Raw genomic sequence first — 20,108 nt, 5'->3', positions numbered from 1 at the left:
TAAATCAGTATTTATTTATCTCTGATGCCCGAGTGACCGCGGCGTCCTTCTCTGACCTGGAGTGAGTGATGCCGAGTTCTCTCGAGACCAAAGATCCGACGCTTGCCGTCGTAATCGAGCGCCTGTCTCGCCTGTCCGACGATTTTGCCGAACACCGGCGCGAGACCAAGCAGGAGATGAGCCAGCACCGTAAGGAGTCCATGAAGGAGATCGAGGGGCTCCGCGAGGAGATTCAGTCGATTGGCAGTGGCATCGGTGCCGTCAACACCCTCGTCAACAAGGCGCGCGGCGGCTGGTTCGTGATCATCGCGGTCGGCGGTTTGCTCACCTGGGGTCTCGGGATCCTCGACAAGGTCTTCAAGGCATTTCCGTACACTCATTGATCAGTCAGGATTGATTTACCATGCAGACCGTTGACCAGATGATCGACGACATCATCAAGCGGGAAGGGGGCTACAACGAGGTCCGTGGTGACGCCGGCGGCGCCACCAACCTTGGTGTGTCGCTGCGCTATGCCAAGGGCAAGCCGGAGATGGACCTCGATCACGACGGCGACATCGACAAGCACGACATCATGCTGGTCACGCCGGAGATCGCCCACCGCCTCTACAAGCGCGATTTCTTTCAGGCTCCGGGCATCGACGGTTTTCCCGACGTGCTTCAGCCGCAGCTCTTCGACATCTCGGTGAATGCCGGCGGCGGCCGCTCGATCAAGTGCCTGCAGGAAGCGCTGAACGCCTGCGCCAAGGCCGGGCTCAAGGTCGATGGCTATTCCGGGCCGAAGACTGAAGCGGCCGCGGCGAATGCGGTTGCCCGTCTGGGCGCGAAGACCGTCGTCAACCAGATCGTCGCGGAGCGTATCGAATTCTATCAGAGCATCGTGGCGCACGACGCATCCCAGTCGAAGTTCCTGAAGGGCTGGACCAACCGCGCCAAGAGCTTCCTGCAGTGAGATCCCCGCAGGAGCTGGTCGAGACGCTCTACCTCGACAACTGGCCCAGGCGTCGCCGGCTCCTGTACCTGGCGCTCGCCTGGATCGCCGGCAACGCCGAGTATCTTCTGATCCTCGGTGCCGGCCCGCTCCAGGCGCAGGCGTTCATGACGCTGCTGGGCGCCGGCATCGCACTGCTCTTCGCCTACATCTTCGGCGCGGTTTGGGACGACAATAACAAGCGCGCCAGCCTGCCTCCCTCTCCTCCGAACGGACCTGGCCCATGCTGAGCGCGATCCTTGCGAAACTCCCCCTGAAAGCGTGCGCAATCGCGTTTGCAGCGCTGCTGGCGGTCGGGAGCATCGTCGGAGTCTATCTGTACGTCTCGCACCTGCAGAACGCCCTGGTGACGTCCCAGAGCGCTCTGGCGACGGAGAAGGACCAGCGCGCGATCGCTGAGAAGTCGCTCACCGATCTCAAGGCCGACAACGACGCCCAGGTGAAGAACCTGGAAGACCTCTCCAAGCACAACGAGGCGGCTGAAGCCGAATGGCAGTCCGTCGTCGTCGACACCCAGACCATCGACACGGGAACGGACACCCATGAAACGGCTGATCGCCTCAACGCTCTTTCTGCTCGGCTTAACCGGATGCTCGAAGATGCCAGCGCCGGAAACAACGGTGACGGTCAGGACTGAGCGCCTGAAGATCGTCCATCCGGCGCGCCCCGGCCCGGTGAAGCTCTACGACGAGAAGTGGCAGGGCTGCGAAAGCGGCAAGATGGTCTGCGTGACGCCGGACGACGCCCGGAAGTCCGTCGAGAACAAGATCGCCGTGGGCCGGTGGATGACCAAGATGAACGGTCTCGTCACCTACTACGAGAAGCAGACTGCAGACCCGGAGCCTCTGCCTGCAAAGAAGTAAATACGTAGTACGTATATAATATACTTAGAAGACGCGGCTTTGGGCATCTGCTCGCCAAGTCTTATAAGTCAACACTGACTTACCCTGAAGAGAAACACATGACAGTTATGGAAGAGACCCGCTGGGAGAACTTCGCCCGGATCTACAATGACGTGACGCGCTATCCCACCATCGGCGATGTTGCCGCGGCTCTCGACATCTCCCCGCGCACGGTCCGGAACCATGCTGTCATGGTCCGCCGGCTGCATGAAAGCGGCGAAGCGGTTCCTGCTCTCATCTCCCGCAAGGCAAAGGCCGCCACGGTCGCGCCGATCGGCGAGAAGTTCCGCACGATCGAGACACTCCCGGAGCCTTACGAGGAACCGGTTGAGGATCTCCTGAAGCGCGTAATCGACGGCAACGAACGCTTCGCCACCCACCATCACCAGAAGTCCTGCATCGACCTGAACGTGCAGTTCCCCGGGCCGTATGGCGTCGTGGGGCTTCCGGATCATCACCTCAACAACATCGGCACGCTGGTGCGTCGCGCCTTTGACGACGCCTATGTGATCAACCAGCACCCGCATCTCTTCGCTGTCGGTATCGGCGATTGGCTCGACAACTTCATCGTCGGCTTCCTGGAGCGCGAGCGTCGCAAGGACATCATGAGCCACTCCGACGCCTGGCGCCTGGCTGAGCACTACATCTCCGTCCTGGCTCCGAAGATGATCGCCGCGATCTCCGGCAATCACATGGATTGGACCACGAGCGCCGGCGGCGTCGACGTCCTCAAGAAGATGTTCGACGATTACGGTCTCGGCCCGATCTACGACACGGACCAGGTCCGCGTGCGCATGAACTCTCCGAACGGGGAATCCTTCACTCACATCGCTCGGCACAAGTATCGCGGCAACTCCCGCTTCAACTCCGTTCACGCGATCACCGTGTGGATCCTGGAGAACTGGCAGGGCGAGGATGTCGTCTGGGGCGGGCACATCCACGTCGCCGGACACACCTCGATCGAGAAGCAGTGGATGGGTCGCAGCCGCATCGTTCATGGCATCCAGCTCGGCGCCTACAAGACGATTGATGGCTATGCCAAGCGCGAAGCTTTCCGCGCCAACCAGCCGTTCCTGACGCCGATGACGATCCACGTTCCGGAGACCGGCGAGACCATGTTCTTCGAGGATATGTACCGGGGAATTCAGGTGCTGGACATGCTGCGTAAGCAGATGGGCTACGCCTAATCCGGTTTTCATCGCTCCTGCCGAGTGTTATCATAAGTCAATATTGACTTAACGACACTCAGCGAGGCCGATCGGTGTTTCGACTAAAGATCAAGACCCGCACGAATGCTGATTGGAGCCGGAGCTTCCGGCTCACGAATGCTGACGGCGATGCGACGCTGCTCGATGGTTCCACCATGGAGATGCAGCTTCGCAAGAACGCCTCCGATAAAGAGGTGGCACTCGATCTGACAAGCTCAAACGGGGGCATCACCATCGCCAAGGGCACGAACCAGTTCGTGCTCGCGATCGGCAAGGGGAAGCTGACGGCCGGAAAGTACGTGGGTGACCTCCTGCGCACCGTGAACGGATCCACGAGTGCCGTCGCCGAAGTCATCGTTGATGTTGCCCAGGGAGTTACGCGATGAGCGGCGTTGCTGTTCTTGAGTCCTTTTACGACGTCGAGCTCTCGGGCAACGGCGACACGATCCTGCAGAGTGAGGAACCGGGCTTCCAGATCATCATGGAAGACGGCGGGCCTCGCGGTGAGAAGGGTGACACCGGTAACACCGGCCCGGTTCCCTGGTCTGCAGCGAAGGCGTGGGCGGCGAGCACGAGCTACGTGATCGGCCCGCCCGCAAGCCTGGTTACGTTCGGCGGGTCGCTTTATGTGTGCGCGACTGCGCACAAGTCCGGTACTGCCTTTGACGCTTCCAAATGGACGCTGATGGCGTCTAAGGGGGACAAGGGCGACACGGGCGACATCACGCCTGAATTGCAGGGTCTGGCGGATAGTTCGACCAAAGCCGCTTCTGCCGCGCTTCTTTCCGAACAGCACGCCGCGGCGTCCGAAACAGCCGCGGCGAGTTCAAGCGACGCAGCCGCGAAATCCGCGTCCGCGGCGAATGACAACAAGGTTGCTTCGGCAGCGTCAGCCGACGCGGCTCGTGGCAGCAAAGAAGCTGCTGCCGACTCCGCCGCAGCGGCGGATGAACGTGCCGCTGCCGCAGCGACATCGGCTACCGACGCGCAGAAGAGCGCGGATGCCTCAGCGGAATCTGCAGATGCTGCGCACGGCAGTGAAGAGGCCGTGGCTGCGTCGGCGAAGGCGGCGCACGACAGCGAAGAGGCTGCAGCAGCATCTGCAGATTCCGCTCGCGGCAGCGCGGAGGCTTCGGCGTCGTCGGCGGGTGCGGCCAAGGATAGCGAGAACGCCTCGGCCGCGTCCGCGTCGGCCGCCCATGGCAGCGAAGACGCAGCCGCGAAGTCTGCGGTCGCGGCCAAGAACAGCGAAACTGCTGCTTCCACTTCGGCAACGGCAGCGCAGGGCAGTGCGGATGCTTCCGCGAACTCTGCGGCTAATTCCAAGGGGAGCGAAGACGCTTCAGCCGCCTCCGCTTCGGCTGCAGCCAGCAGCGAGAAGGGAGCCGCGTCTTCGGCCGCAGCGGCAAAGGGCAGTGAGAACGCTTCGGCCGCTTCCGCCGCAGCCGCTCAGACCAGTGAGGAAAATAGCGCGGCCCACGATGCGGCTGCCGAGAACGCGCGGGATGCTGCTAGGGCTTCGGCCGATGCCGCCGGTGTAAGTGCGGGAGCGGCCTCCGACTCCGCTGACGCGGCGCATGGCAGCGAGGAAGCCGCATCGGGATCCGCTGCGGCAGCGCATGACAGCGCCGACGCGGCATCGGGGTCTGCCACAGCCGCCAACGACAGCGCCCAGGCTGCAGCAGGATCGGCTGGCGCTGCCCATGACAGCGAGAAAGCTGCGGCCGCTAGTGCGACTGCGGCCTCCGGCTCTGCGTCTGCCGCTGCGACTTCCGCGGCGGAAGCTAAAGCCAGTGAGGAGAGCGGGGCTGGATATGCAGCCGCGGCCAAGAATTCGCAGGATGCCGCTAACGCTTCGGCCGAAGCCGCCGCACAGTCCGAGCAGAACGCGTCGGGATTTGCCGATCGCGCAGAGGCGGCCGCCAAGGAGGCTGAGACGATCGCCGACGGCGGCGTGCTCACCTTCGCAAATCGCGCCGGGCATGTCGTACCTGAGCAGGGTGATTACGACGAGTTCTATTATCCGCGCGATGATGTGGACCAGGCACTCGCCGGGAAGCTGAACAGCAACGCCTTTTCCGGAACTTCGGCTATCATCGGCGGCACGGGCACCGGCTATATTCGCCCTCGAGAGCTGGCTGCCGTGAAGAACGTCGCCAACGGCTATGCAGGTCTGGATGCCGATGGAAAGGTTCCGGCGGCGCAGCTTCCGGTGGCTCCTGTCACGAAAGTGGCGGGAAGAACCGGCGACATCATCCTGGTGGCCGAGGATATCGGGGATCTGCCCGACGTACTCGCCGCAAAGGCACCGCTTCAGGATCCGGATTTCAGTGGCGTAGCTAAAGGCGACACGCCCGTACCTGGCACCAGCTCCCGTCAGTTCGCCACAACCGAGTTTGTCGCGCTGGCGCTCGCTTCGGCCGTAGCCGGCATCATGGGTGGCATCGCGCCCGAGACGTTGGACACGATTAACGAGCTCGCAGCGAAGGTGCAGGATGAAGATTCCGCACTCGCCGCGCTGATCACCACTGTCGGGCAGAAGCTCGCAAAGGATCAGAACCTCGCTGATCTCACCGATGTTGCGACAGCTCTCACGAACCTGGGCGCGTCCAGCATCGGTAAAGCGTTGTTCGGGGCAGCCAGCCAGGCGGCGGCTCGCAGCGCGATCGGTGCGGCTGCCACAAGCGACATCCCGAGCACATCCGGGTTCATGAAGGGGTCGAACAACCTCAGCGAGCTGACCAGCGCCGCCTCAGCGCTAAGCAATCTCGGCATTTCGTCATTTATAAAAACGCTGCTGGATGACACGACGGCCGCCACAGCGAGGTCGACCTTGGGTGCGGCTGCAGACGCGGATATGCCGTCTGCGTCTCACAGCTCCAACCAGTATTATTTTACGATTGGAAGTCTGACCGCCTACTTCGTACATGTCGGCGGAACGACGGACAGCAACGGCAATGTCACCTTCACATTCCCGCGCACCTTCTCGCAGTGCATCCCCATCGTCGCGATGAACAACAGCTACATCTGGTCGTACAGCATCACCTCGTATAGCACGTCCAAGATGGTGGTGACCTTCTACAACTCCAATTCCTATACGCCCGTTCAGAATAGTTCAGTTGGCGTCAATTATCTTGTCATTGGGTATTGATCATGAAGATCTGGGCGATCAACGATGAAGATGGCGATCCGGCGTTCTACCCGGAGAGCTCGTTTCCGCTCGTCGCGGTGACCACGCCGGTTCTCGACGAGGATGGGAAACCCGTTCTGGATGAAAACGGCGAACCGAAGCAGGACACTTCACTTCACCGCAACCCCAAGATCCCGGCGGAAGCGTTCGAGGTAACCGAAGAGGACTGGGAGAATATCGTTTTTGACGCGAGCAACTACGAATGGGATGGTGGGGAAGCCGTGCCACGAGTTGTTGACCTGGTAGCGAACGCGCGAAACGCTAAGATAGCGCAGGTCATATCAATTCTGGATCAGTATCTTCGCGCAGGGGTGCAGGTTACTGGCGGTCTTCACGTTGCGCTTGACGATAGCAGCCGAGCCGATCTGACCGCCATGGGAACCACCGCGCTCGCCGCGTCGGGCGGCGGACTCCCGTGGCCTGACAGTTACGCCCAGGGGTGGATCTCCACGGAGAACATCCGCATCCCTTTGGAGACTCCGGAATCTGGCCTGCAGCTCGCCGCCTTTGTCGGCAATCAGTATGCGCTGCTTCGGCAGTATGCCCGCAATCTGAAGGACGAACTTGCGGCGGCAGAAACCCAGGAGAAGCTTGCCACGATCGACGTGACGACGGGATGGCCGTGATCGACAAGCGCCAAAAATGTCGATCGCAGGCTGATCGGCATCATCTTTGATAGATCAATACTGACTTATCATCTAAGCTACGGGTCATATTTCGGATCGGAGTATGACCCCAAATGGCCTCCAAGAATCGCGCCGCAAATCGTCAGGACCGGCGCCAGGGTAAGACGCGCAACAACGAGCCGCTGTTGCGCCTCGTCCAGGATGAGGCCCCCACTCGTCACGTTCGCCCGAGCAATCGCGAACTGAAGCCGCTCAACGCTTCCCAGGTCGCCTACGACACCGCGATCCAGACCGGCACCATTACCTTCGGCATCGGGCCTGCAGGAACCGGCAAGACCTGGTGGGCCGCCTCGCGTGCCGCGGAAGCTCTGAAGGCCCGCAAGATCGAGCGCATCATCGTCACTCGCCCGGCAGTCGAGGCCGGCGAGTCTCTTGGCTTTCTGCCCGGCGAACTGGACGAGAAATACGAGCCCTATTTCCGGCCCGTGCGCGACGCCCTGGAGGAAACTCTCGGTTCCGGAGCTCTGGAGTACCATCTGAAGGCCGGCACGATCGAGGCGTGGCCTCTGGCCTTCCTGCGCGGTGCCACGATCAAGAATGCCTGGCTGATTGCCGACGAAATGCAGAACGCATCCATCACCCAGATGAAGCTGCTGCTGACCCGTATTGGCGAGAACTCCAAGTTCATCATCAACGGCGATCCTTCCCAGTGCGATCTTCCGGATCGCAGCAAGTCCGGTCTGGAGGATGCGGTGCTCCGGCTCGGCCATGTCGGCAGCATCAAGACCGTGCGCTTTGGCGTGCAGGACATCGTTCGGCACGGCATCGTCCAGGACATCGTCAACGCCTATTCGGGAAACGCTGCTGACCCTGAGTCTGATCGCTATGTCTCTGACGACACAGACGGTCTGCACAGGGTCTTGAGATTTCATGGATGAGGAATGGGAGCAGCCGGAACTTAGTCGATCCGAACTGGATCTGATGGCGTTCCGGCTGATCAAGCCCGAGTGGATGGAGTTCGAGCGGTCCCTCTATGCATCGAAGTGGTTCGACTACCGCTACATGCATCCGCTCGAAGCCACCTTCGAGTATGTCAGGGAACTGGGGAGGGTCTATCGCGATGTCTTCGCGGAGACCCGTGACCGCGACGCCGCCGAGCACGTTCGCGTGGTCTCCGTGCGGGACTTCTTCGAGGGCGGCAAGGACAAGCGCAACAAGCTCATTGGCTGCTGGCGCGGTCGCTGGGCCGCTGACGCGATCGGAATGCCCTACGGCGTCTACCTGACGCTCGCCTACCGCTACACCCTTCGCTATTGGCGCCAGCGCTACCTGCCGCAGCCGCAGCAGCTCTATTCGGAGCGTGTCCTGGAGCAGGTCGTGGAGGAATGGGAGAAGCGACAGGCGTCGATCCTCTATCTCGGCCAGCACGAGGAATATCAGATCGACCTGTATCGCGAGACGCAGCCGCAGAACGATCACCACGAGTGGCTCTTCCGCCAGGCCGAACTGCGCGACAACCCGGCGCCCTTCTATGCTCGCTTCACTTACGGGGAACGCATCCTTCCGGAGAGCAAGCTCCGGGCTCGCGTCGACTCTGACATGTTCGAGCGGATCCAGTCATACGCCTGACGCAAGCCATTGATGTAGCGTCTATAATCAAAGTTAGCACGACACAGGACAGCAACATGAGAAACGAAACTCGTCGCCCGATCGAGATCGCTCGCAAGGGTGAGCGTCAGCCGTTCAAGCCGAAGCTCTGGTCGCACCAGCAGCAGCTCCGGGAGCTTCGCGGTCGCAAGATCGTCGTTCTCTTCCGCGACGGCACCCAGGTGACAGGCGAGCTCCTCGAAGCCGATCAGTACGCCTTGCTTCTTCGCATTCGGGAAGATAAGTCAGTATTGACTTTGACTCTCTTTAAGCACGACATCCAGGGCTACCGCCCGGCGGAGTAAACGATGGCACTCGCTCTCGTGAAAGATGAGGAGCTCGAGGAGAGCGTAGCCGACGACGAGACCTCTGCGTCCGTCACCGGCTACGACTTCGACGAGGACTTCCAGATCAAGATCGTGGCCCTGGCGCTGCGCGACGCGGGTTTTGCGCAGCGCACCGACGGCCTGATCCGTCCCGAATATTTTGAAAACGAGGCTGATGCGGCGATCACGAAGGTCGCCCTGGACTATTACGACACCTACAAGCGCACGCCGGATCGCAAGTCGATCGGCACGCTCCTGAAATCCGCCGTTCTCGATCGTCGCATTCGCAAGGACCTGGTCGACGACGTCAGGGAGCGCATCAAGACCGTTCTCGCAGCCGACATCAGCGATCGCGAGTTCGTGGCCGACAATGTCGCTCGCTTCGCTCGTCATCGGGCTTATGAGACGGCGATCCTCGAAGCTGCCGAGCTCCTGATCAAGGGCGACTACGACAAGATCGAGAAGATCGTCCAGAAGGCCCAGGATGTCGGGATTTCGGAGGAGGGCGAGGCATACGATTATTGGGCGGAGATTGAGAACCGCACCACTGAGCGCGTCGATCTCGCCGCCGGCCTGATCAAGCCCGATGGCATCTCCACCGGCATCGCCGACCTCGACAAGTACCTCTATCACCAGGGCTGGGGCCGCAAGGAGCTCTCGGTGCTCATGGGCGCCGCGAAAGCGGGCAAGTCCATGTCGCTGGGCGAGTTCGGCAAGAACGCATCGCTGCTCGGCTACAACGTCTATTACGCCAGTCTCGAAGTCAGCCGGAAGATCATCGCCGATCGCGTCGATGCGAACGTCGCCGACACCGCGATCCGCCTGCTCAAGGACTCACCGCATACCGTCAAAGGCAAGATCGACGCTGCGGGTAAGAAGGCCGGCAAGTTCTTCATCGAGGACTTCCCTTCCGGCACTCTCAAGGTTTCAGCGCTGCGCCGGCGGCTGGAGCAGTTCCGTCGCAAGGGCATCAGCTTCGATCTGATCATCGTGGATTACGCGGACATCATGGCCGCGGAGCGCTTCACGGGCGATCTGAAGGACGACATGCGCCAGATCTACATCGATCTCCGCGCAATTGCCTTTACCTACAACGCAGCCGTTCTGACCGCGACCCAGACCAATCGCGAAGGCGCCAAGGCAACGGTCGCGAAGATGACGGACGTGGCCGAGGACTTCAACAAGATCCGGACGGCCGACATCGTCATCTCCATCAACGCGGTGGAGGAGGAGCGCAAGTCCGGCGAGGCCAGGCTCTACTTCGCAGCGCACCGTAACGGCGAATCCAACTTCACCCTCCGCATCAAGCAGGACCGGGAGAAGATGAAGTTCCTCACCAAGGTTCTCGGAAAGGAATGACGATGCTCGACGCTCTCATGGCAACGTTGCTCGCCGCCATCATCGGCGGCAGCGCGATCGGCACTCTGCTCTGGGCCTATCTGCGCCGGCGCCGCGGTGACTATTTCCTCCGCAACCCGGACGACTGGGGCGTTAACTGATGTCGGAGCGGGGCGGCGACGCTCAGGAACTCTCCGACGAACTCGACCTGGAATATTGGTGCGAGCGAGAGGGGCTGGCGTACCGAAAGGGGCGCGGCTCCTCCGGTATGCAGCTCAACATGCGCGAGTGCCCGGAGTGCGGCGATCGTCGTTACCGGGTCTATCTCAACGCGGAGACCGGGCTCGGCAATTGCTTCGTCTGCAACGCCGGCTTCAACAAGCTCAAATTCGTGAACGCGAACCTGGGCCTGAGCTGGGCGGAGACCTTCAATCACGTCCGGGAGGTTCTGAAGGAGCAGGGCTGGAAGCCCAAACGAACGACGACCGCTGCGGTCGAGTTTGGCGAGGTGAAGCTGCCGGTTTCGTTCCCGCTACCCACGGGTGAGGGGCAGAACCTGCTTTATCTGGAGAAACGCGGCATCAGCGGCGATCTGGCGAAATTCTTCCATCTCCGCTTTTGCACGGACGGATGGTGGAACTTCCTGAAGGAGGATGGCTCCCAAGGCGGTCAGAAGTTCGTCAATCGCCTGATCATCCCGGTGTTCGATCTCGACGGCAAGCTGGTGACGTTTCAGGGCCGTGATGTGATCGGAGATCAGAGCGAGAAGTACCTGTTTCCCAAGGGGCTTCCTGGCACCGGGCGCTTCCTCTTCAACGGGCAGAATGCCTTGCGGGCAAAGCGCGTCGTGATGGGTGAGGGCGCCTTTGACGTCATGGCGATCAAGAAAGCCTTCGACGAGAAGATCGACCTTCGCGACGTCGTGCCGATCGGTTCCTTCGGCAAGCACCTATCCTTCGGTTCGGTCGACGGCAAGGATCAGCTCGGCTGCTTCCTGCAGCTCAAGCGTGCGGGTCTGGAAGAGGTCACGATCATGTGGGACGGCGAATGGCGTGCGCTCGTCTCCGCCCTGGACGCGGCCAAGCAGCTTCGCCGCATCGGACTGCGGGTGCGTATCGCGCTGCTGCCCTCGAACTGCGATCCGAACGAGGTCCTGCCCGAGGTGGTCCAGGACGCCTTCTACAAGGCGACAGTCTACAGCGCCACGCTCGACGTGAAGTGGCGTCTTCGCAATCACTACGCGGATCAAAAACAATCAGTCAGTTTTGACTGTTGATCCGTGTTCACGCTGCTATAAGAAAGTCAGCACACACTGACACACAAGAGACGCAAGCGATGTTTCCGGTAATCGTCAGCCGGGTGTCGTTGAGACACCGTCAGGGCACGAAGGACTATCACCTGCTCAGACTGACCGCGGCCGACGGCACCTCGGTGGTCGTGAACCGCTGGGGCAAGGCCGAGGCATGGGGCCAGACCAAGGTTGATCGTTACGCGAACAGCCTGGACGCCGAGCGCAACTACAACAGCAAGCTCCGGCAGAAGGAGAACGGCGGCTACGAGCGGGAGCTCACGAAGCTCAATACGACGGTTGTCGATCTCGATGCGCTCAAGGGGGCGCTCGGCGCTTGGTGGACCGTGATGGGCAAGACCCTGGTCGACATGCTCGGGGGCGGCATCAGCAAGGTCAGTGACGACGCATTCGCAGCAGAGCCCGAGCCCGAAGTCACGGTTGCCGATCGCGTGGCTGCGAACCCTGACTGGGGTCTGTTCTGATGGGTGGTATTGCGGGAATAGCGCCGTCGACACTGGAGCTGAGTGATTTCTGCTCGGTCATTCCGGGCGAGTTCATTCCGACAACAAGCGACGTGATCGCCTTCGGCCTGCGGATGGCCGAACTCGCCGCCGAAACCGAGATCGTGACCGCGCTGAAGGCGCCAGGTCAGCAGATCGCCAACCTGATCCAACGCCGCGTGGAGAAGCTTGAGGCCGCGGCCGCCAGTGCCGCGGAGCTCGATGCGATCGCCGACGCCCTTGAGGTCGTCACCTCTTCAGCCTGGGGAATGTTCTGATGGGAATTCAATACGCTCTCATGCGGCGCAAGTCGCTGTCGCCGGCGAACCTCTTTCACTTCGTCTGTCCGATCTTCAACGTGGAGACCCGGTTCGCCACCTGCGTCTCCTTGCGCGATCTGGTCTGGAAGGGCCGGCGCCCCGAGCAGCGAAAGGGCTGCCAGGCGTGCATGAGCGCCAGCAAATGCCCGATCAACAACATCATCCAGGACTTTGGCCGTCTGCCCGACGATCCGTATCATGCTGACGAGAAGCGCGTCGGCTCTCTGAAGGATCGTCACATCGAGCGGATCATGCCGGTCCTGGTCTCGCCCAAGCTCCTCGACGAATATGCCGTCACACCCAAGGAGCGCGAGCTGATCCTGGCAGCGAACGAAGCCGCCGGCGCCTGGGTGAGCGGCAAGCAGTCCAAGCGCTCGACCCGCAAAACGTCAGTCGAACTGGAGGATGTGCAGCGGGAGACGGCACCCGTTTCTCGTCGCAGTCGCAAGCCTCCGGCCGAGAGCGTCAAGGAACGCGCTCCGGAGCCCGCTGACGCCGTTCTTGCCGCCGAGAGCGGGGATATGTCCGCCGCCATCAACATGGCGATGACGACGTCCGCAGAGCCCGCTGCATCGGCGGCGACGTCGACCCCGAAGCCCAAGGCGCGCATGTCGCTCCTGGAGCGGGCCCGAGCGGCCGCCGGGAGAGCCGCATGAGGCCCGTGCTCGAACTTGAGCTTCGTCCGTTCCCAGGCTCCGAGCTTGGAGATGTCGCCGAGGAGATGCACCGGATCGCCAACCTCACCGGGCTGCATACCGTCGTCAGCTTCAACGGCGTCCGGCTGCGCGCAGTCCCCGGCAAGACGACACCGGAAATGACGGTCAAATCCTACATGGGAGAGAAGGATCACCACGCATGAATTCCTATGACGCCCTCGCGGTCCTCAATCAGATCGCTGACACCAACTCGCGGACGGAAAAGGAGGAGATCCTGGAACGTGTCATCGGTGATCCGATGATGAAGCAGGTTGTGAAGTATGCCTACGATCCCTTTGTCACCTTTGGCCTTACGCCGCCGAAGGTCGAGACCGAGGGTACGCTTCAATTCGATGCCGACAATCGCGTCGTCTGGGGCCTTCTCGACGCGCTGAAGGATCGCGCGATCACCGGCGGCTCGGCTCAGCAGCACGTTCTGGACACGCTTTTGGGCCTGGCGCCCGACGCGGCCGAGCTCCTCTGGCGCATCCTCTCCAAGGACCTGCGCTGCGGCATCACTGCCAAGACCGTGAACAAGGTTCTTCCCGGCACCATTCCCACCTTCGACGTGATGCTCGCGCACAAGTTCGAGGAGAAGCGCATCAAGGCATGGCCCGTTGCGGTCGAGCCCAAGTACGACGGCGTTCGCAATATCGCCCTGGCCCGCGACGGCGCGGCGCAGTTCTTCTCCAGGACTGGTAAGCCGTTTCCCGCGGTCGAGCACCTCGGCCCGCATGTGGTGGCGATGCTCGACAATGCTCGCGCGGCTCTCGGCACGATCGAGGACGAGGAGAAGCGGGCGCTCTACCGCGAGTGGCTCGGCGGTGACGAGGCACGCCTGGCGCTTGATAGCGAGGTGGTCTCCGGCTCCTTCAACAAGACCGTCGGCGACGTGCGCCGCAAGTCCGAATCGGCAACGGATGCGGAACTGATGGTGTTCGAGGCCCTGCCTTACGAGGCGTTCCTCAACAACGATCTGAACGAGATCCCCATCAACTACGCGGCGCGGCGCGCATTCCTCGACTGGGTGGTGAAGCAGGCTCCGAAGGGCGCCCCTATCCGGACGTCAAATCGCTATTTCGCCAATTCGCATTCCGAGATCATGCAGTTTTACGAGAACTTCCAGGCTGCAGGTCTCGAGGGTGCGATGGTGAAGCCGCTCGCCGGCGCCTATCACAAGAAGCGCTCGCACCAGTGGCTCAAGATCAAGGGCGAGGAAACGGAGGACCTTCGGATCGTCGGTGCTTTCGAGGGCTCGGGCAAGTACGAGGGCCAGCTCGGCGGCATCATCGTCGATCGGGAAGGGGTTCAGGTCCGTGTCGGCGGCGGCTTCTCCGATCAGCAGCGCATCGAGTTCTGGGACGCCTATAATCGCGGCGTGGAGAATGAGCTGATCGGGCGCCTGATCGAGGTCGAGTACCATGAAGTGACGCCCGACGGGTCGCTCCGTCATCCGCGGTTCGTTCGCTTCCGCGATGACAAGGACGATAGGCTGAAAGAGGCGGCATAAATCGCGATTTCGTGAATTCGCGGAGTGTTCAGTATTTACTTATCATCTGGCGCTTCGTAGAATAGGCACGACTTCAAAAGTCGTGTTTCCTCTTGTGTGGTGTGAGGAGCGGTCCCGAAAGGCGCCGCTCCTTTTTTTTTTAAGTCTTTCGGCTGTGTTGATCCGGCATTTCAAGGGCAACTACGATCGCGGCTTCAGGTAGAGCCCCCTGTCTCCAAAAAATGGGAGCTAGTATCCTTTCTGGAGGTCGCCATGTTTCGTGTTGTCGTCGCTCTCATAACAATCACTCTAAGCTCCACATCGCTCACCTATGCGACTGAATCACTCAACGAACCGGAGCCCAAGCGGTCAGAACCTCTGATCTTGGTTATCTCTGGTTTCGAGGTGTGTAGTCAGCAGTGCGAGATCGAGTACAGAGCGTGTACCGGCTTTCAAGAGCAGACAATATGCCGGCAGAAATGGAGTAACTGCTACGACGTATGCAAAGCTAACTATCATTGACGTCCTTGTCTCAACATGAGGCTATACTTCCATGGGCGCAACACTTTCACGTTCGGCTTTACTGCGGTTTTGCATAAGCGTCATACTTATCGTCAGCGTCACGAACGCTGTCCACTCACAAGCCTCTCCGAGATCTAAGATAATCGACTGCTGGCACGTTGGAGCGGTCAACACGCAGTTGATGCAAGCTTGTAGCGGGCTCTTTGTCGATACTCCGACTTTCGAGTCTTGCATCAACAACGGTCCCTGTTTCGGCTCTCCCACTGGGTCGGTGGTCCAGCCGATTGTAGGTTCATCAGGTGAGCCGTTCTGCGGTGCAATGGGCCTGTCTCCTTGCCCGATGCCGCGCGCGTGTGGCTTACCGGGCACGATCGCGTGCCCTCCACCGCCCGGATTCCCGTTTCCACCATTCCCGGTCGCACCAGCTTGCGGGACTCCACCTTTTCCTACCTGCCTGTCAGCATTGCCTTGTGGGCTTCCTGGAGCGCTAATCTGCGCACCGCCTCCGCCTTCCGATCCTGGCCCGATTTTCATCAACCCGAATGGCTTCGGCAGCATAACTCCCGCGGGATTATCCGTCTCTGTGCCGACCGAAGGCATGAATGGCGAGGGGCTGATCACCAACTCGGGGACGGCTCAGTCCGAGACGATGCTGGCAGCGCCTCCGATACCCAGCTTGGATGGTCTGCGGGAATGTCAGGAAGGTTCAAATACCGAGGATGAGTTTCAGTCCTGTGTTGTCGAGCGCGCGCTTCCGCGCTCATACCGAACCACGGAAAAGTGCCTTGAGGATAACGACGAGGATCGCGTCAGAGCTCTAGCTTGTTCCACCGGTGGGAAGCGATTCACCGAAATATACGACAAGGTGACCAATCTCAAAAAGTGCGTGGACAAGGCGCATAGCAACACCGACCGGGCAGTTTGCGTGGCTGACCCATTTATGAACGAGGATCAGCGGTACTACCTCGCATGTCTCACCCAAAACAAAGATAGTCTCTCGGCTGCTATGGTCTGCGCGATTGCCCGTAATGCTACTCCGGAGCAACAGATCGCTCTAGGTTGCGCGATCGACACCAAGATGGAGCCCCATGCGTATGTCGTCTGCACAGGCGGTAAGCTTCTTGAGCGCGAGCTTGGAAAGTGTCTCGAACATGGTATTGGCACAGACGACGGGTGCTTTGGTCCAAATAATGACTTTGTCAAACTACTGCACCAACGGGATGACATGATTAAACACGCTCTCGGGGAGAATAGCGTAGCTTATCAGGCTCTGAAGACGATAGAGGATCCTTTCGGGCTTCGAGGGAAAACCGTAGAGGCTCTCAACAATGGTCTTCACGATCTTCAACACGGTCCAGGTCCCGGAAACGATATCTACAAGGTTGAGAAGGCCGTAGGAGATATCTTCAAGCCGGTGACCCACTTTAAGCTCTTCTGATCAGCAGAGCCGACGTTTCCGAAGCGCGATGATCTCCGTCTGCAGGTCGACCCGGCCCTCGGCGACCATGCGCACCATGGCTCGGAAGTAGCCGCCAGGATTTCGGATCCGGTTCGTGCCCGCGGCCTGATCGTCTTCATAGAGCTGGAGCACGAGAGCAACGGCGCCGGCAGCTCGCACGGGTCCGATCGCCTCAACGGCCTCTCGCCAGGCGCTCGGATGTGCGCTCAGCATGGATCGAAGATGCTTTCCAGCGTCGATCAGGTCATTTTCGCTGCGGATCGGCCGCGGATACATCGAAAGGGCAGGGCAGGCATCCAATACGAGGCCGAGTGTGAGGGAAACGGGCCGTTCCGCTGAACCAACTCCCTCATCGACCTTTGTACAAGACTCACTAGGGGAGTCGTTGTTTGTTTCTTTGTGGCGGCAAGAATTGCCGCCATTGGCGGACTCATAATAGCGCTTCTCGGCAAGCCTTCGGATCTCTAACCACTCACCGACAAGCCGTTCGATTGGCCGCATGGAACCACGTCGCGGAGTACGCTCGCGAAGCTCATCCAGCGCTTCGATCAGATCAGCAGTGACGACACCCGGGAAATGCTCCGCGAGCGCGCTGAGCGCTTCCTCCGTCGCCCGGCGACAGATCGTAATCTGGTCGAACAAGCGCCCCTGGGCGTCACGCGCGAGCTTCTGGCGCTCGATCTCGGCAGTGAACTCTCCCCGGCGCGCATAGAGAGGCGTCAGGTCGAAGCCGAAGGCGTCCACGATCTCGCCGGCGCGATCGCGAATAGCGAAGCGCTTCCCATTCGCGGAGTCCTTCGAGGAGACGAGCTGCAGCTCCACAAGCTGGCTGACCGCATACCGCACGGTGCGTTCCGACAAGCCGGTGCGCGCGACCAGGTAATCATTCGACGGCCAGACCAGAAGCTTGCCCTCGAAGTCCTGTTCGCCCCAAGAGCCAACAAGCTCATGGAGGACCAGACGCAGCCCGGGCCGCAGCGAGAGAGCTTTCTCAGCTTCACGAGCGGTTTGCGCCAATTCCTTACGAGAGACGGTGCGCTCTTTCTCGAACGCGAGTTCTCTCCCGGCCAAAACGGCAGGCGTGAGCCGTCGGCCGCCCGATGGGACGGTCTGCATCAATTCCCCGTTTTCAGGCAAAGCGATGCCGTTCACCGCGAAGGTGTCACTTGACTTCTTCGGACTGGAGGGGCAGATTCGCGTTGCTGAAGCGCGGTTGTCTGCCTTACCAGGCGGTGATCAACATCAAGGGCTTACGAGGCGCCAACCTCGTAGGCCCTTTTGCTTTTGCGGTTACGTGTTCAAAGTCTTCTCCTTGAAGAAGGCTTGCGCGGCGGCAGCGATGGCTTCGGATCGATTGCGGAACTGTCCAGACGCGACCAGCTCGTCGATTTCGGCGAGCGTATCCTGGCGCAACCACACATTAGCCTCGCGAAACCCTTCGGCCTTGCGCTGCTCTCTGTGCTGCGCCATGCGGCGCCGGTGGCTGCTCTGATCCACTGCTCGATCCATAAAACGCCTCGTTCACCACGGAAGCATCACAAGTGATGCGCGATTCGGGATGAGGTGGCGAGTCCCGTTATTCACAGGACAGGAGCAGGGTAGGGGATTGACGCCGGCGGGCCGGTGAAATCGTCGATGGCGGAGAAGCTAGCTCTTCTTGACGCCCACGCAGATCACCGTCACCGCATCTTTCAACTTGTTTTGGTCAAGGGTCAGGCCCGTCTGCGCGGGGATCGAGCATGAGAGTTTCGGCTGGCGCTCGATCGCGACCGTGGCCGCGATCGCCAGAAAGAGTATGGAAGCAAGAAGTGCCGCCATGGCGGGTCCTGCCTTTACGACGGCCTCCATTGCTGCAGGAATTGCTTTCACCAGGTCGACTGCAGTCTGCAACGCATCGGCTGCGAAGCCGTGCTGATCGGCTGTAGGCTGTGCCGCGGCGCTCGCGGCGGCACCAGCCGCACTGGTTGTGGCTGCGCCGGCGGCCGCTGCTGCCTTTTGTTGGATCCAGAGGGTCACCGCGCCCATCAAACAGAACGCGACGAAGCTGATCACCGACAACACCTCTGCCACCTGAATGATGCTTCTCATTATCTCTCTCCCGCTCTTCGAGAACGAAGAACGAGTTGAGAGGAGCATGGTCCGGGTGCGTCCCACCATGCTACTTCCGGTGGTGTCGAGATCGCCTATCGGACGGAGTGGCTGATCGCCTTCAGCCTGAGTTCGCGCAGTTCTTCCTCGGTGATCACGCCGCGACCTCTTAACGCCTCAAGATGGCGCAAATGCTCTTCGATATCGGCCCCGTCTAAGCTCGCCGGCGGTTCGGCCGACACCACAGGTTCGATCTGCCGAACGGGCGAAACGGGCTCAATACGAACGGTTCGTGGCTCACGGGCTCGCTGATCGGTATAAATGACGCCTGGCGCACGCTCGACCGCCGTGAACGACCAAACCAGCGCGGCGATCCAACCGAGAACTGACCATCCCAGCAGCAAGTTGAGAACGAGGATGGCGACCCGGTTATGGTGCCCTCGTGAGAAGGCGATGATCGCGGGCAACAGATAGAGCGCAATCAGGATGACGATGAGCAGAAGGCCCGTAGAAACGTCGGGGTTCATTATGCGTCAGCTCGCTTCATGGTGTTGGCTTTCAGACGATCGAACTCCTGCTCGGAGATGACGCCGTTTCGCCGAAGCTGATCCAAACGCTCGATCTCTTCAATCAAGCTGTTGCTGGAGCTGGGTACGGCGGCGTTGTGAGAAGTGAATGTGGGTCTTCTCGGGTTGACAACAGGTACGCTTCTAGGGGCGCCAGCTTGAAGAAGACGAGAATGGACGTGAGGATCGGCAATGGGGTCGAGCGGATCGTCGCCAAATCGATTGGGCCCGTCTGTTCCCCTTCGGGCGAGGTCAGCGAGCAGCACCAGATTGGCGATCGGAACGATGAGACCGAGTGTCCGCCAGCCGCTCTGATCTCTATCATGAAAGCGGCGGATGGAGACGGTGATCGTCGGGATGATGTGGACCAGGATCACCAGGGTGTTTACCGGGGTAAGCTGATCGACATCGGTGTAGCCAAGGAGGTAATCGACCACACCGCTGAGGAAGGAGATTATCAGATAAAAGAGCGTGAAGTACCAAAACTCGGCCCGCGCCGATCGACCACGCCACTCGAAGTAGCGGCGCATCGCCTTCAAATACCAGTTCATTCTTACCCGCCGTCTTGTTTGTCGCTGGAGACACTACTTAGACGCAACGGAGCTACAAGCCTCTCAGGAGCTCGTGGTTGAACATTCCGCCGCTTGTGACTAATCTGCCCAAGCTTTCTGAATCTTGCCGCTGACGGGCCTCCCAGCGCCTTGGGGGTGCTCCAGCTCCATTCGCATAATATGCATTATGGAACCGAACGGCGCGTCCTGACCTATTGATCAGCCGAGCACCCGAACTCACCGTTTCGTTACGCCGGATGATCAATATGTTTTGACTTATCGCCTTCGTCTCGTCTAATTGACGAAATCCGGGAACCGAAATCAACAAGGACGATTAACGGCCCCACAAGAAAACACATCTACTGACTGACTTGCCACTACCTGTCCTGCTATGTAGTC

26 protein-coding genes are annotated in these 20,108 nt (G+C 60.4%); 21 read left to right on the top strand and 5 right to left on the bottom strand.

The features are described 5' to 3' along the window. Positions 1-68 precede the first annotated feature (68 nt). The 21 genes from BMY25_RS16745 to BMY25_RS16655 all read left to right on the top strand — a co-directional run bounded on the left by BMY25_RS16745 (position 69) and on the right by BMY25_RS16655 (position 16,483). On the top strand, positions 69-383 hold the full coding sequence (locus BMY25_RS16745; RefSeq protein ID WP_092498669.1) for a hypothetical protein: 315 nt from the start codon (positions 69-71) through the stop codon (positions 381-383). A gap of 20 nt (positions 384-403) precedes the next feature. Then, positions 404-952 carry a glycoside hydrolase family 108 protein gene (locus BMY25_RS16740; RefSeq protein WP_092498667.1) on the top strand — a complete coding sequence of 183 codons (549 nt, stop codon included), beginning with the start codon at positions 404-406 and terminating at the stop codon, positions 950-952. Beyond that, positions 949-1,221, top strand: a complete 273-nt coding sequence (locus tag BMY25_RS16735) for a hypothetical protein (RefSeq protein WP_092498665.1) — start codon at positions 949-951, stop codon at positions 1,219-1,221. Before BMY25_RS16740 ends, BMY25_RS16735 begins: the two co-directional genes overlap by 4 nt. Continuing rightward, the gene (locus BMY25_RS16730) at positions 1,215-1,628 is read left to right on the top strand and encodes a hypothetical protein (RefSeq protein WP_092498663.1); all 414 of its coding nucleotides are present in this window, start codon (positions 1,215-1,217) and stop codon (positions 1,626-1,628) included. Before BMY25_RS16735 ends, BMY25_RS16730 begins: the two co-directional genes overlap by 7 nt. Further along, positions 1,612-1,854: a hypothetical protein gene (locus tag BMY25_RS16725; RefSeq protein WP_092498661.1), complete on the top strand. Its 243-nt coding sequence runs from the start codon at positions 1,612-1,614 to the stop codon at positions 1,852-1,854. The genes BMY25_RS16730 and BMY25_RS16725 overlap by 17 nt, the downstream gene beginning before the upstream one ends. 98 nt (positions 1,855-1,952) lie before the next feature. Further along, the gene (locus BMY25_RS16720) at positions 1,953-3,080 is read left to right on the top strand and encodes a hypothetical protein (RefSeq protein WP_143062032.1); all 1,128 of its coding nucleotides are present in this window, start codon (positions 1,953-1,955) and stop codon (positions 3,078-3,080) included. 74 nt (positions 3,081-3,154) lie between these two features. After that, entirely contained in the window at positions 3,155-3,487 is a 333-nt protein-coding gene (locus tag BMY25_RS16715; RefSeq protein WP_092498657.1) for a hypothetical protein, read from the top strand. Continuing rightward, the gene (locus tag BMY25_RS16710; protein ID WP_092498655.1) at positions 3,484-6,252 is read left to right on the top strand and encodes a hypothetical protein; all 2,769 of its coding nucleotides are present in this window, start codon (positions 3,484-3,486) and stop codon (positions 6,250-6,252) included. The genes BMY25_RS16715 and BMY25_RS16710 overlap by 4 nt, the downstream gene beginning before the upstream one ends. Before the next feature lie 2 nt (positions 6,253-6,254). Beyond that, positions 6,255-6,917 carry a DUF4376 domain-containing protein gene (locus tag BMY25_RS16705; protein WP_092498653.1) on the top strand — a complete coding sequence of 221 codons (663 nt, stop codon included), beginning with the start codon at positions 6,255-6,257 and terminating at the stop codon, positions 6,915-6,917. 113 nt (positions 6,918-7,030) lie between these two features. Next, complete coding sequence (locus BMY25_RS16700) at positions 7,031-7,855, top strand: PhoH family protein (protein ID WP_092498651.1); 825 nt, start codon at positions 7,031-7,033, stop codon at positions 7,853-7,855. Next, positions 7,848-8,546: a hypothetical protein gene (locus BMY25_RS16695; RefSeq protein WP_092498649.1), complete on the top strand. Its 699-nt coding sequence runs from the start codon at positions 7,848-7,850 to the stop codon at positions 8,544-8,546. Before BMY25_RS16700 ends, BMY25_RS16695 begins: the two co-directional genes overlap by 8 nt. Positions 8,547-8,602: 56 nt before the next feature. Continuing rightward, positions 8,603-8,869, top strand: coding sequence for a hypothetical protein (locus tag BMY25_RS16690; RefSeq protein ID WP_092498647.1), 267 nt, complete (start codon positions 8,603-8,605; stop codon positions 8,867-8,869). A 3-nt stretch (positions 8,870-8,872) separates the two neighbouring features. Beyond that, a complete protein-coding gene (locus BMY25_RS16685) occupies positions 8,873-10,249 on the top strand; it encodes a DnaB-like helicase C-terminal domain-containing protein (RefSeq protein ID WP_092498645.1) in 1,377 nt (458 codons plus the stop codon). Next, entirely contained in the window at positions 10,246-10,389 is a 144-nt protein-coding gene (locus BMY25_RS20900; protein ID WP_177176910.1) for a hypothetical protein, read from the top strand. Before BMY25_RS16685 ends, BMY25_RS20900 begins: the two co-directional genes overlap by 4 nt. Beyond that, positions 10,389-11,504 (top strand): hypothetical protein, encoded by a 1,116-nt coding sequence (locus tag BMY25_RS16680; RefSeq protein ID WP_092498643.1) that lies wholly within the window; start codon positions 10,389-10,391, stop codon positions 11,502-11,504. The genes BMY25_RS20900 and BMY25_RS16680 overlap by 1 nt, the downstream gene beginning before the upstream one ends. Positions 11,505-11,563: 59 nt before the next feature. Next, the gene (locus BMY25_RS16675) at positions 11,564-12,001 is read left to right on the top strand and encodes a WGR domain-containing protein (protein ID WP_092498641.1); all 438 of its coding nucleotides are present in this window, start codon (positions 11,564-11,566) and stop codon (positions 11,999-12,001) included. Next, positions 12,001-12,297 (top strand): hypothetical protein, encoded by a 297-nt coding sequence (locus tag BMY25_RS16670; RefSeq protein ID WP_092498639.1) that lies wholly within the window; start codon positions 12,001-12,003, stop codon positions 12,295-12,297. The genes BMY25_RS16675 and BMY25_RS16670 overlap by 1 nt, the downstream gene beginning before the upstream one ends. Continuing rightward, positions 12,297-12,995 (top strand): hypothetical protein, encoded by a 699-nt coding sequence (locus BMY25_RS16665; RefSeq protein WP_143062031.1) that lies wholly within the window; start codon positions 12,297-12,299, stop codon positions 12,993-12,995. Before BMY25_RS16670 ends, BMY25_RS16665 begins: the two co-directional genes overlap by 1 nt. Continuing rightward, a complete protein-coding gene (locus tag BMY25_RS20535; protein ID WP_177176909.1) occupies positions 12,992-13,198 on the top strand; it encodes a hypothetical protein in 207 nt (68 codons plus the stop codon). Before BMY25_RS16665 ends, BMY25_RS20535 begins: the two co-directional genes overlap by 4 nt. Further along, positions 13,195-14,544 carry an ATP-dependent DNA ligase gene (locus BMY25_RS16660; RefSeq protein WP_092498635.1) on the top strand — a complete coding sequence of 450 codons (1,350 nt, stop codon included), beginning with the start codon at positions 13,195-13,197 and terminating at the stop codon, positions 14,542-14,544. Before BMY25_RS20535 ends, BMY25_RS16660 begins: the two co-directional genes overlap by 4 nt. Positions 14,545-15,628: 1,084 nt before the next feature. Beyond that, positions 15,629-16,483, top strand: coding sequence for a hypothetical protein (locus BMY25_RS16655; protein WP_143062029.1), 855 nt, complete (start codon positions 15,629-15,631; stop codon positions 16,481-16,483). Here BMY25_RS16655 and repC read toward each other — a convergent pair whose 3' ends face one another. The 5 genes from repC to BMY25_RS16630 all read right to left on the bottom strand — a co-directional run bounded on the left by repC (position 16,484) and on the right by BMY25_RS16630 (position 19,709). Beyond that, entirely contained in the window at positions 16,484-17,656 is a 1,173-nt protein-coding gene (repC, locus tag BMY25_RS16650) for a plasmid replication protein RepC (protein ID WP_238858388.1), read from the bottom strand. Between the two features lie 138 nt (positions 17,657-17,794). After that, a complete protein-coding gene (locus BMY25_RS16645; protein ID WP_177176908.1) occupies positions 17,795-18,001 on the bottom strand; it encodes a ribbon-helix-helix domain-containing protein in 207 nt (68 codons plus the stop codon). A 150-nt stretch (positions 18,002-18,151) separates the two neighbouring features. Continuing rightward, entirely contained in the window at positions 18,152-18,592 is a 441-nt protein-coding gene (locus BMY25_RS16640; RefSeq protein WP_143062028.1) for a hypothetical protein, read from the bottom strand. A gap of 95 nt (positions 18,593-18,687) precedes the next feature. Continuing rightward, positions 18,688-19,119, bottom strand: a complete 432-nt coding sequence (locus BMY25_RS16635; protein WP_092498627.1) for a superinfection immunity protein — start codon at positions 19,117-19,119, stop codon at positions 18,688-18,690. Continuing rightward, positions 19,119-19,709 (bottom strand): DUF805 domain-containing protein, encoded by a 591-nt coding sequence (locus tag BMY25_RS16630; protein WP_092498625.1) that lies wholly within the window; start codon positions 19,707-19,709, stop codon positions 19,119-19,121. Before BMY25_RS16630 ends, BMY25_RS16635 begins: the two co-directional genes overlap by 1 nt. Between the last annotated feature and the right edge of the window lie 399 nt (positions 19,710-20,108).

The organism is Faunimonas pinastri (assembly GCF_900110915.1).
In the GTDB taxonomy this organism is placed as follows: Bacteria; Pseudomonadota; Alphaproteobacteria; order Rhizobiales; family Afifellaceae; genus Faunimonas; species Faunimonas pinastri.
The sequence above is the reverse complement of the archived record's forward strand: the minus strand, read 5'-3'. Positions and strand labels throughout refer to the sequence as shown.

Coding starts and splice junctions, on each gene's coding strand:
- BMY25_RS16640 (WP_143062028.1), bottom strand. CDS start 18,592: ATGAGAAGCATCATTCAGGTGGCAGAGGTGTTGTCGGTGATCAGCTTC.
- BMY25_RS16670 (WP_092498639.1), top strand. CDS start 12,001: ATGGGTGGTATTGCGGGAATAGCGCCGTCGACACTGGAGCTGAGTGAT.
- BMY25_RS16720 (WP_143062032.1), top strand. CDS start 1,953: ATGACAGTTATGGAAGAGACCCGCTGGGAGAACTTCGCCCGGATCTAC.
- BMY25_RS20900 (WP_177176910.1), top strand. CDS start 10,246: ATGACGATGCTCGACGCTCTCATGGCAACGTTGCTCGCCGCCATCATC.
- BMY25_RS16675 (WP_092498641.1), top strand. CDS start 11,564: ATGTTTCCGGTAATCGTCAGCCGGGTGTCGTTGAGACACCGTCAGGGC.
- BMY25_RS16635 (WP_092498627.1), bottom strand. CDS start 19,119: ATGAACCCCGACGTTTCTACGGGCCTTCTGCTCATCGTCATCCTGATT.
- BMY25_RS16705 (WP_092498653.1), top strand. CDS start 6,255: ATGAAGATCTGGGCGATCAACGATGAAGATGGCGATCCGGCGTTCTAC.
- BMY25_RS16665 (WP_143062031.1), top strand. CDS start 12,297: ATGGGAATTCAATACGCTCTCATGCGGCGCAAGTCGCTGTCGCCGGCG.
- BMY25_RS16710 (WP_092498655.1), top strand. CDS start 3,484: ATGAGCGGCGTTGCTGTTCTTGAGTCCTTTTACGACGTCGAGCTCTCG.
- BMY25_RS20535 (WP_177176909.1), top strand. CDS start 12,992: ATGAGGCCCGTGCTCGAACTTGAGCTTCGTCCGTTCCCAGGCTCCGAG.
- BMY25_RS16660 (WP_092498635.1), top strand. CDS start 13,195: ATGAATTCCTATGACGCCCTCGCGGTCCTCAATCAGATCGCTGACACC.
- BMY25_RS16700 (WP_092498651.1), top strand. CDS start 7,031: ATGGCCTCCAAGAATCGCGCCGCAAATCGTCAGGACCGGCGCCAGGGT.
- BMY25_RS16630 (WP_092498625.1), bottom strand. CDS start 19,709: ATGAACTGGTATTTGAAGGCGATGCGCCGCTACTTCGAGTGGCGTGGT.
- BMY25_RS16685 (WP_092498645.1), top strand. CDS start 8,873: ATGGCACTCGCTCTCGTGAAAGATGAGGAGCTCGAGGAGAGCGTAGCC.
- BMY25_RS16745 (WP_092498669.1), top strand. CDS start 69: ATGCCGAGTTCTCTCGAGACCAAAGATCCGACGCTTGCCGTCGTAATC.
- BMY25_RS16695 (WP_092498649.1), top strand. CDS start 7,848: ATGGATGAGGAATGGGAGCAGCCGGAACTTAGTCGATCCGAACTGGAT.
- BMY25_RS16740 (WP_092498667.1), top strand. CDS start 404: ATGCAGACCGTTGACCAGATGATCGACGACATCATCAAGCGGGAAGGG.
- BMY25_RS16690 (WP_092498647.1), top strand. CDS start 8,603: ATGAGAAACGAAACTCGTCGCCCGATCGAGATCGCTCGCAAGGGTGAG.
- BMY25_RS16680 (WP_092498643.1), top strand. CDS start 10,389: ATGTCGGAGCGGGGCGGCGACGCTCAGGAACTCTCCGACGAACTCGAC.
- BMY25_RS16730 (WP_092498663.1), top strand. CDS start 1,215: ATGCTGAGCGCGATCCTTGCGAAACTCCCCCTGAAAGCGTGCGCAATC.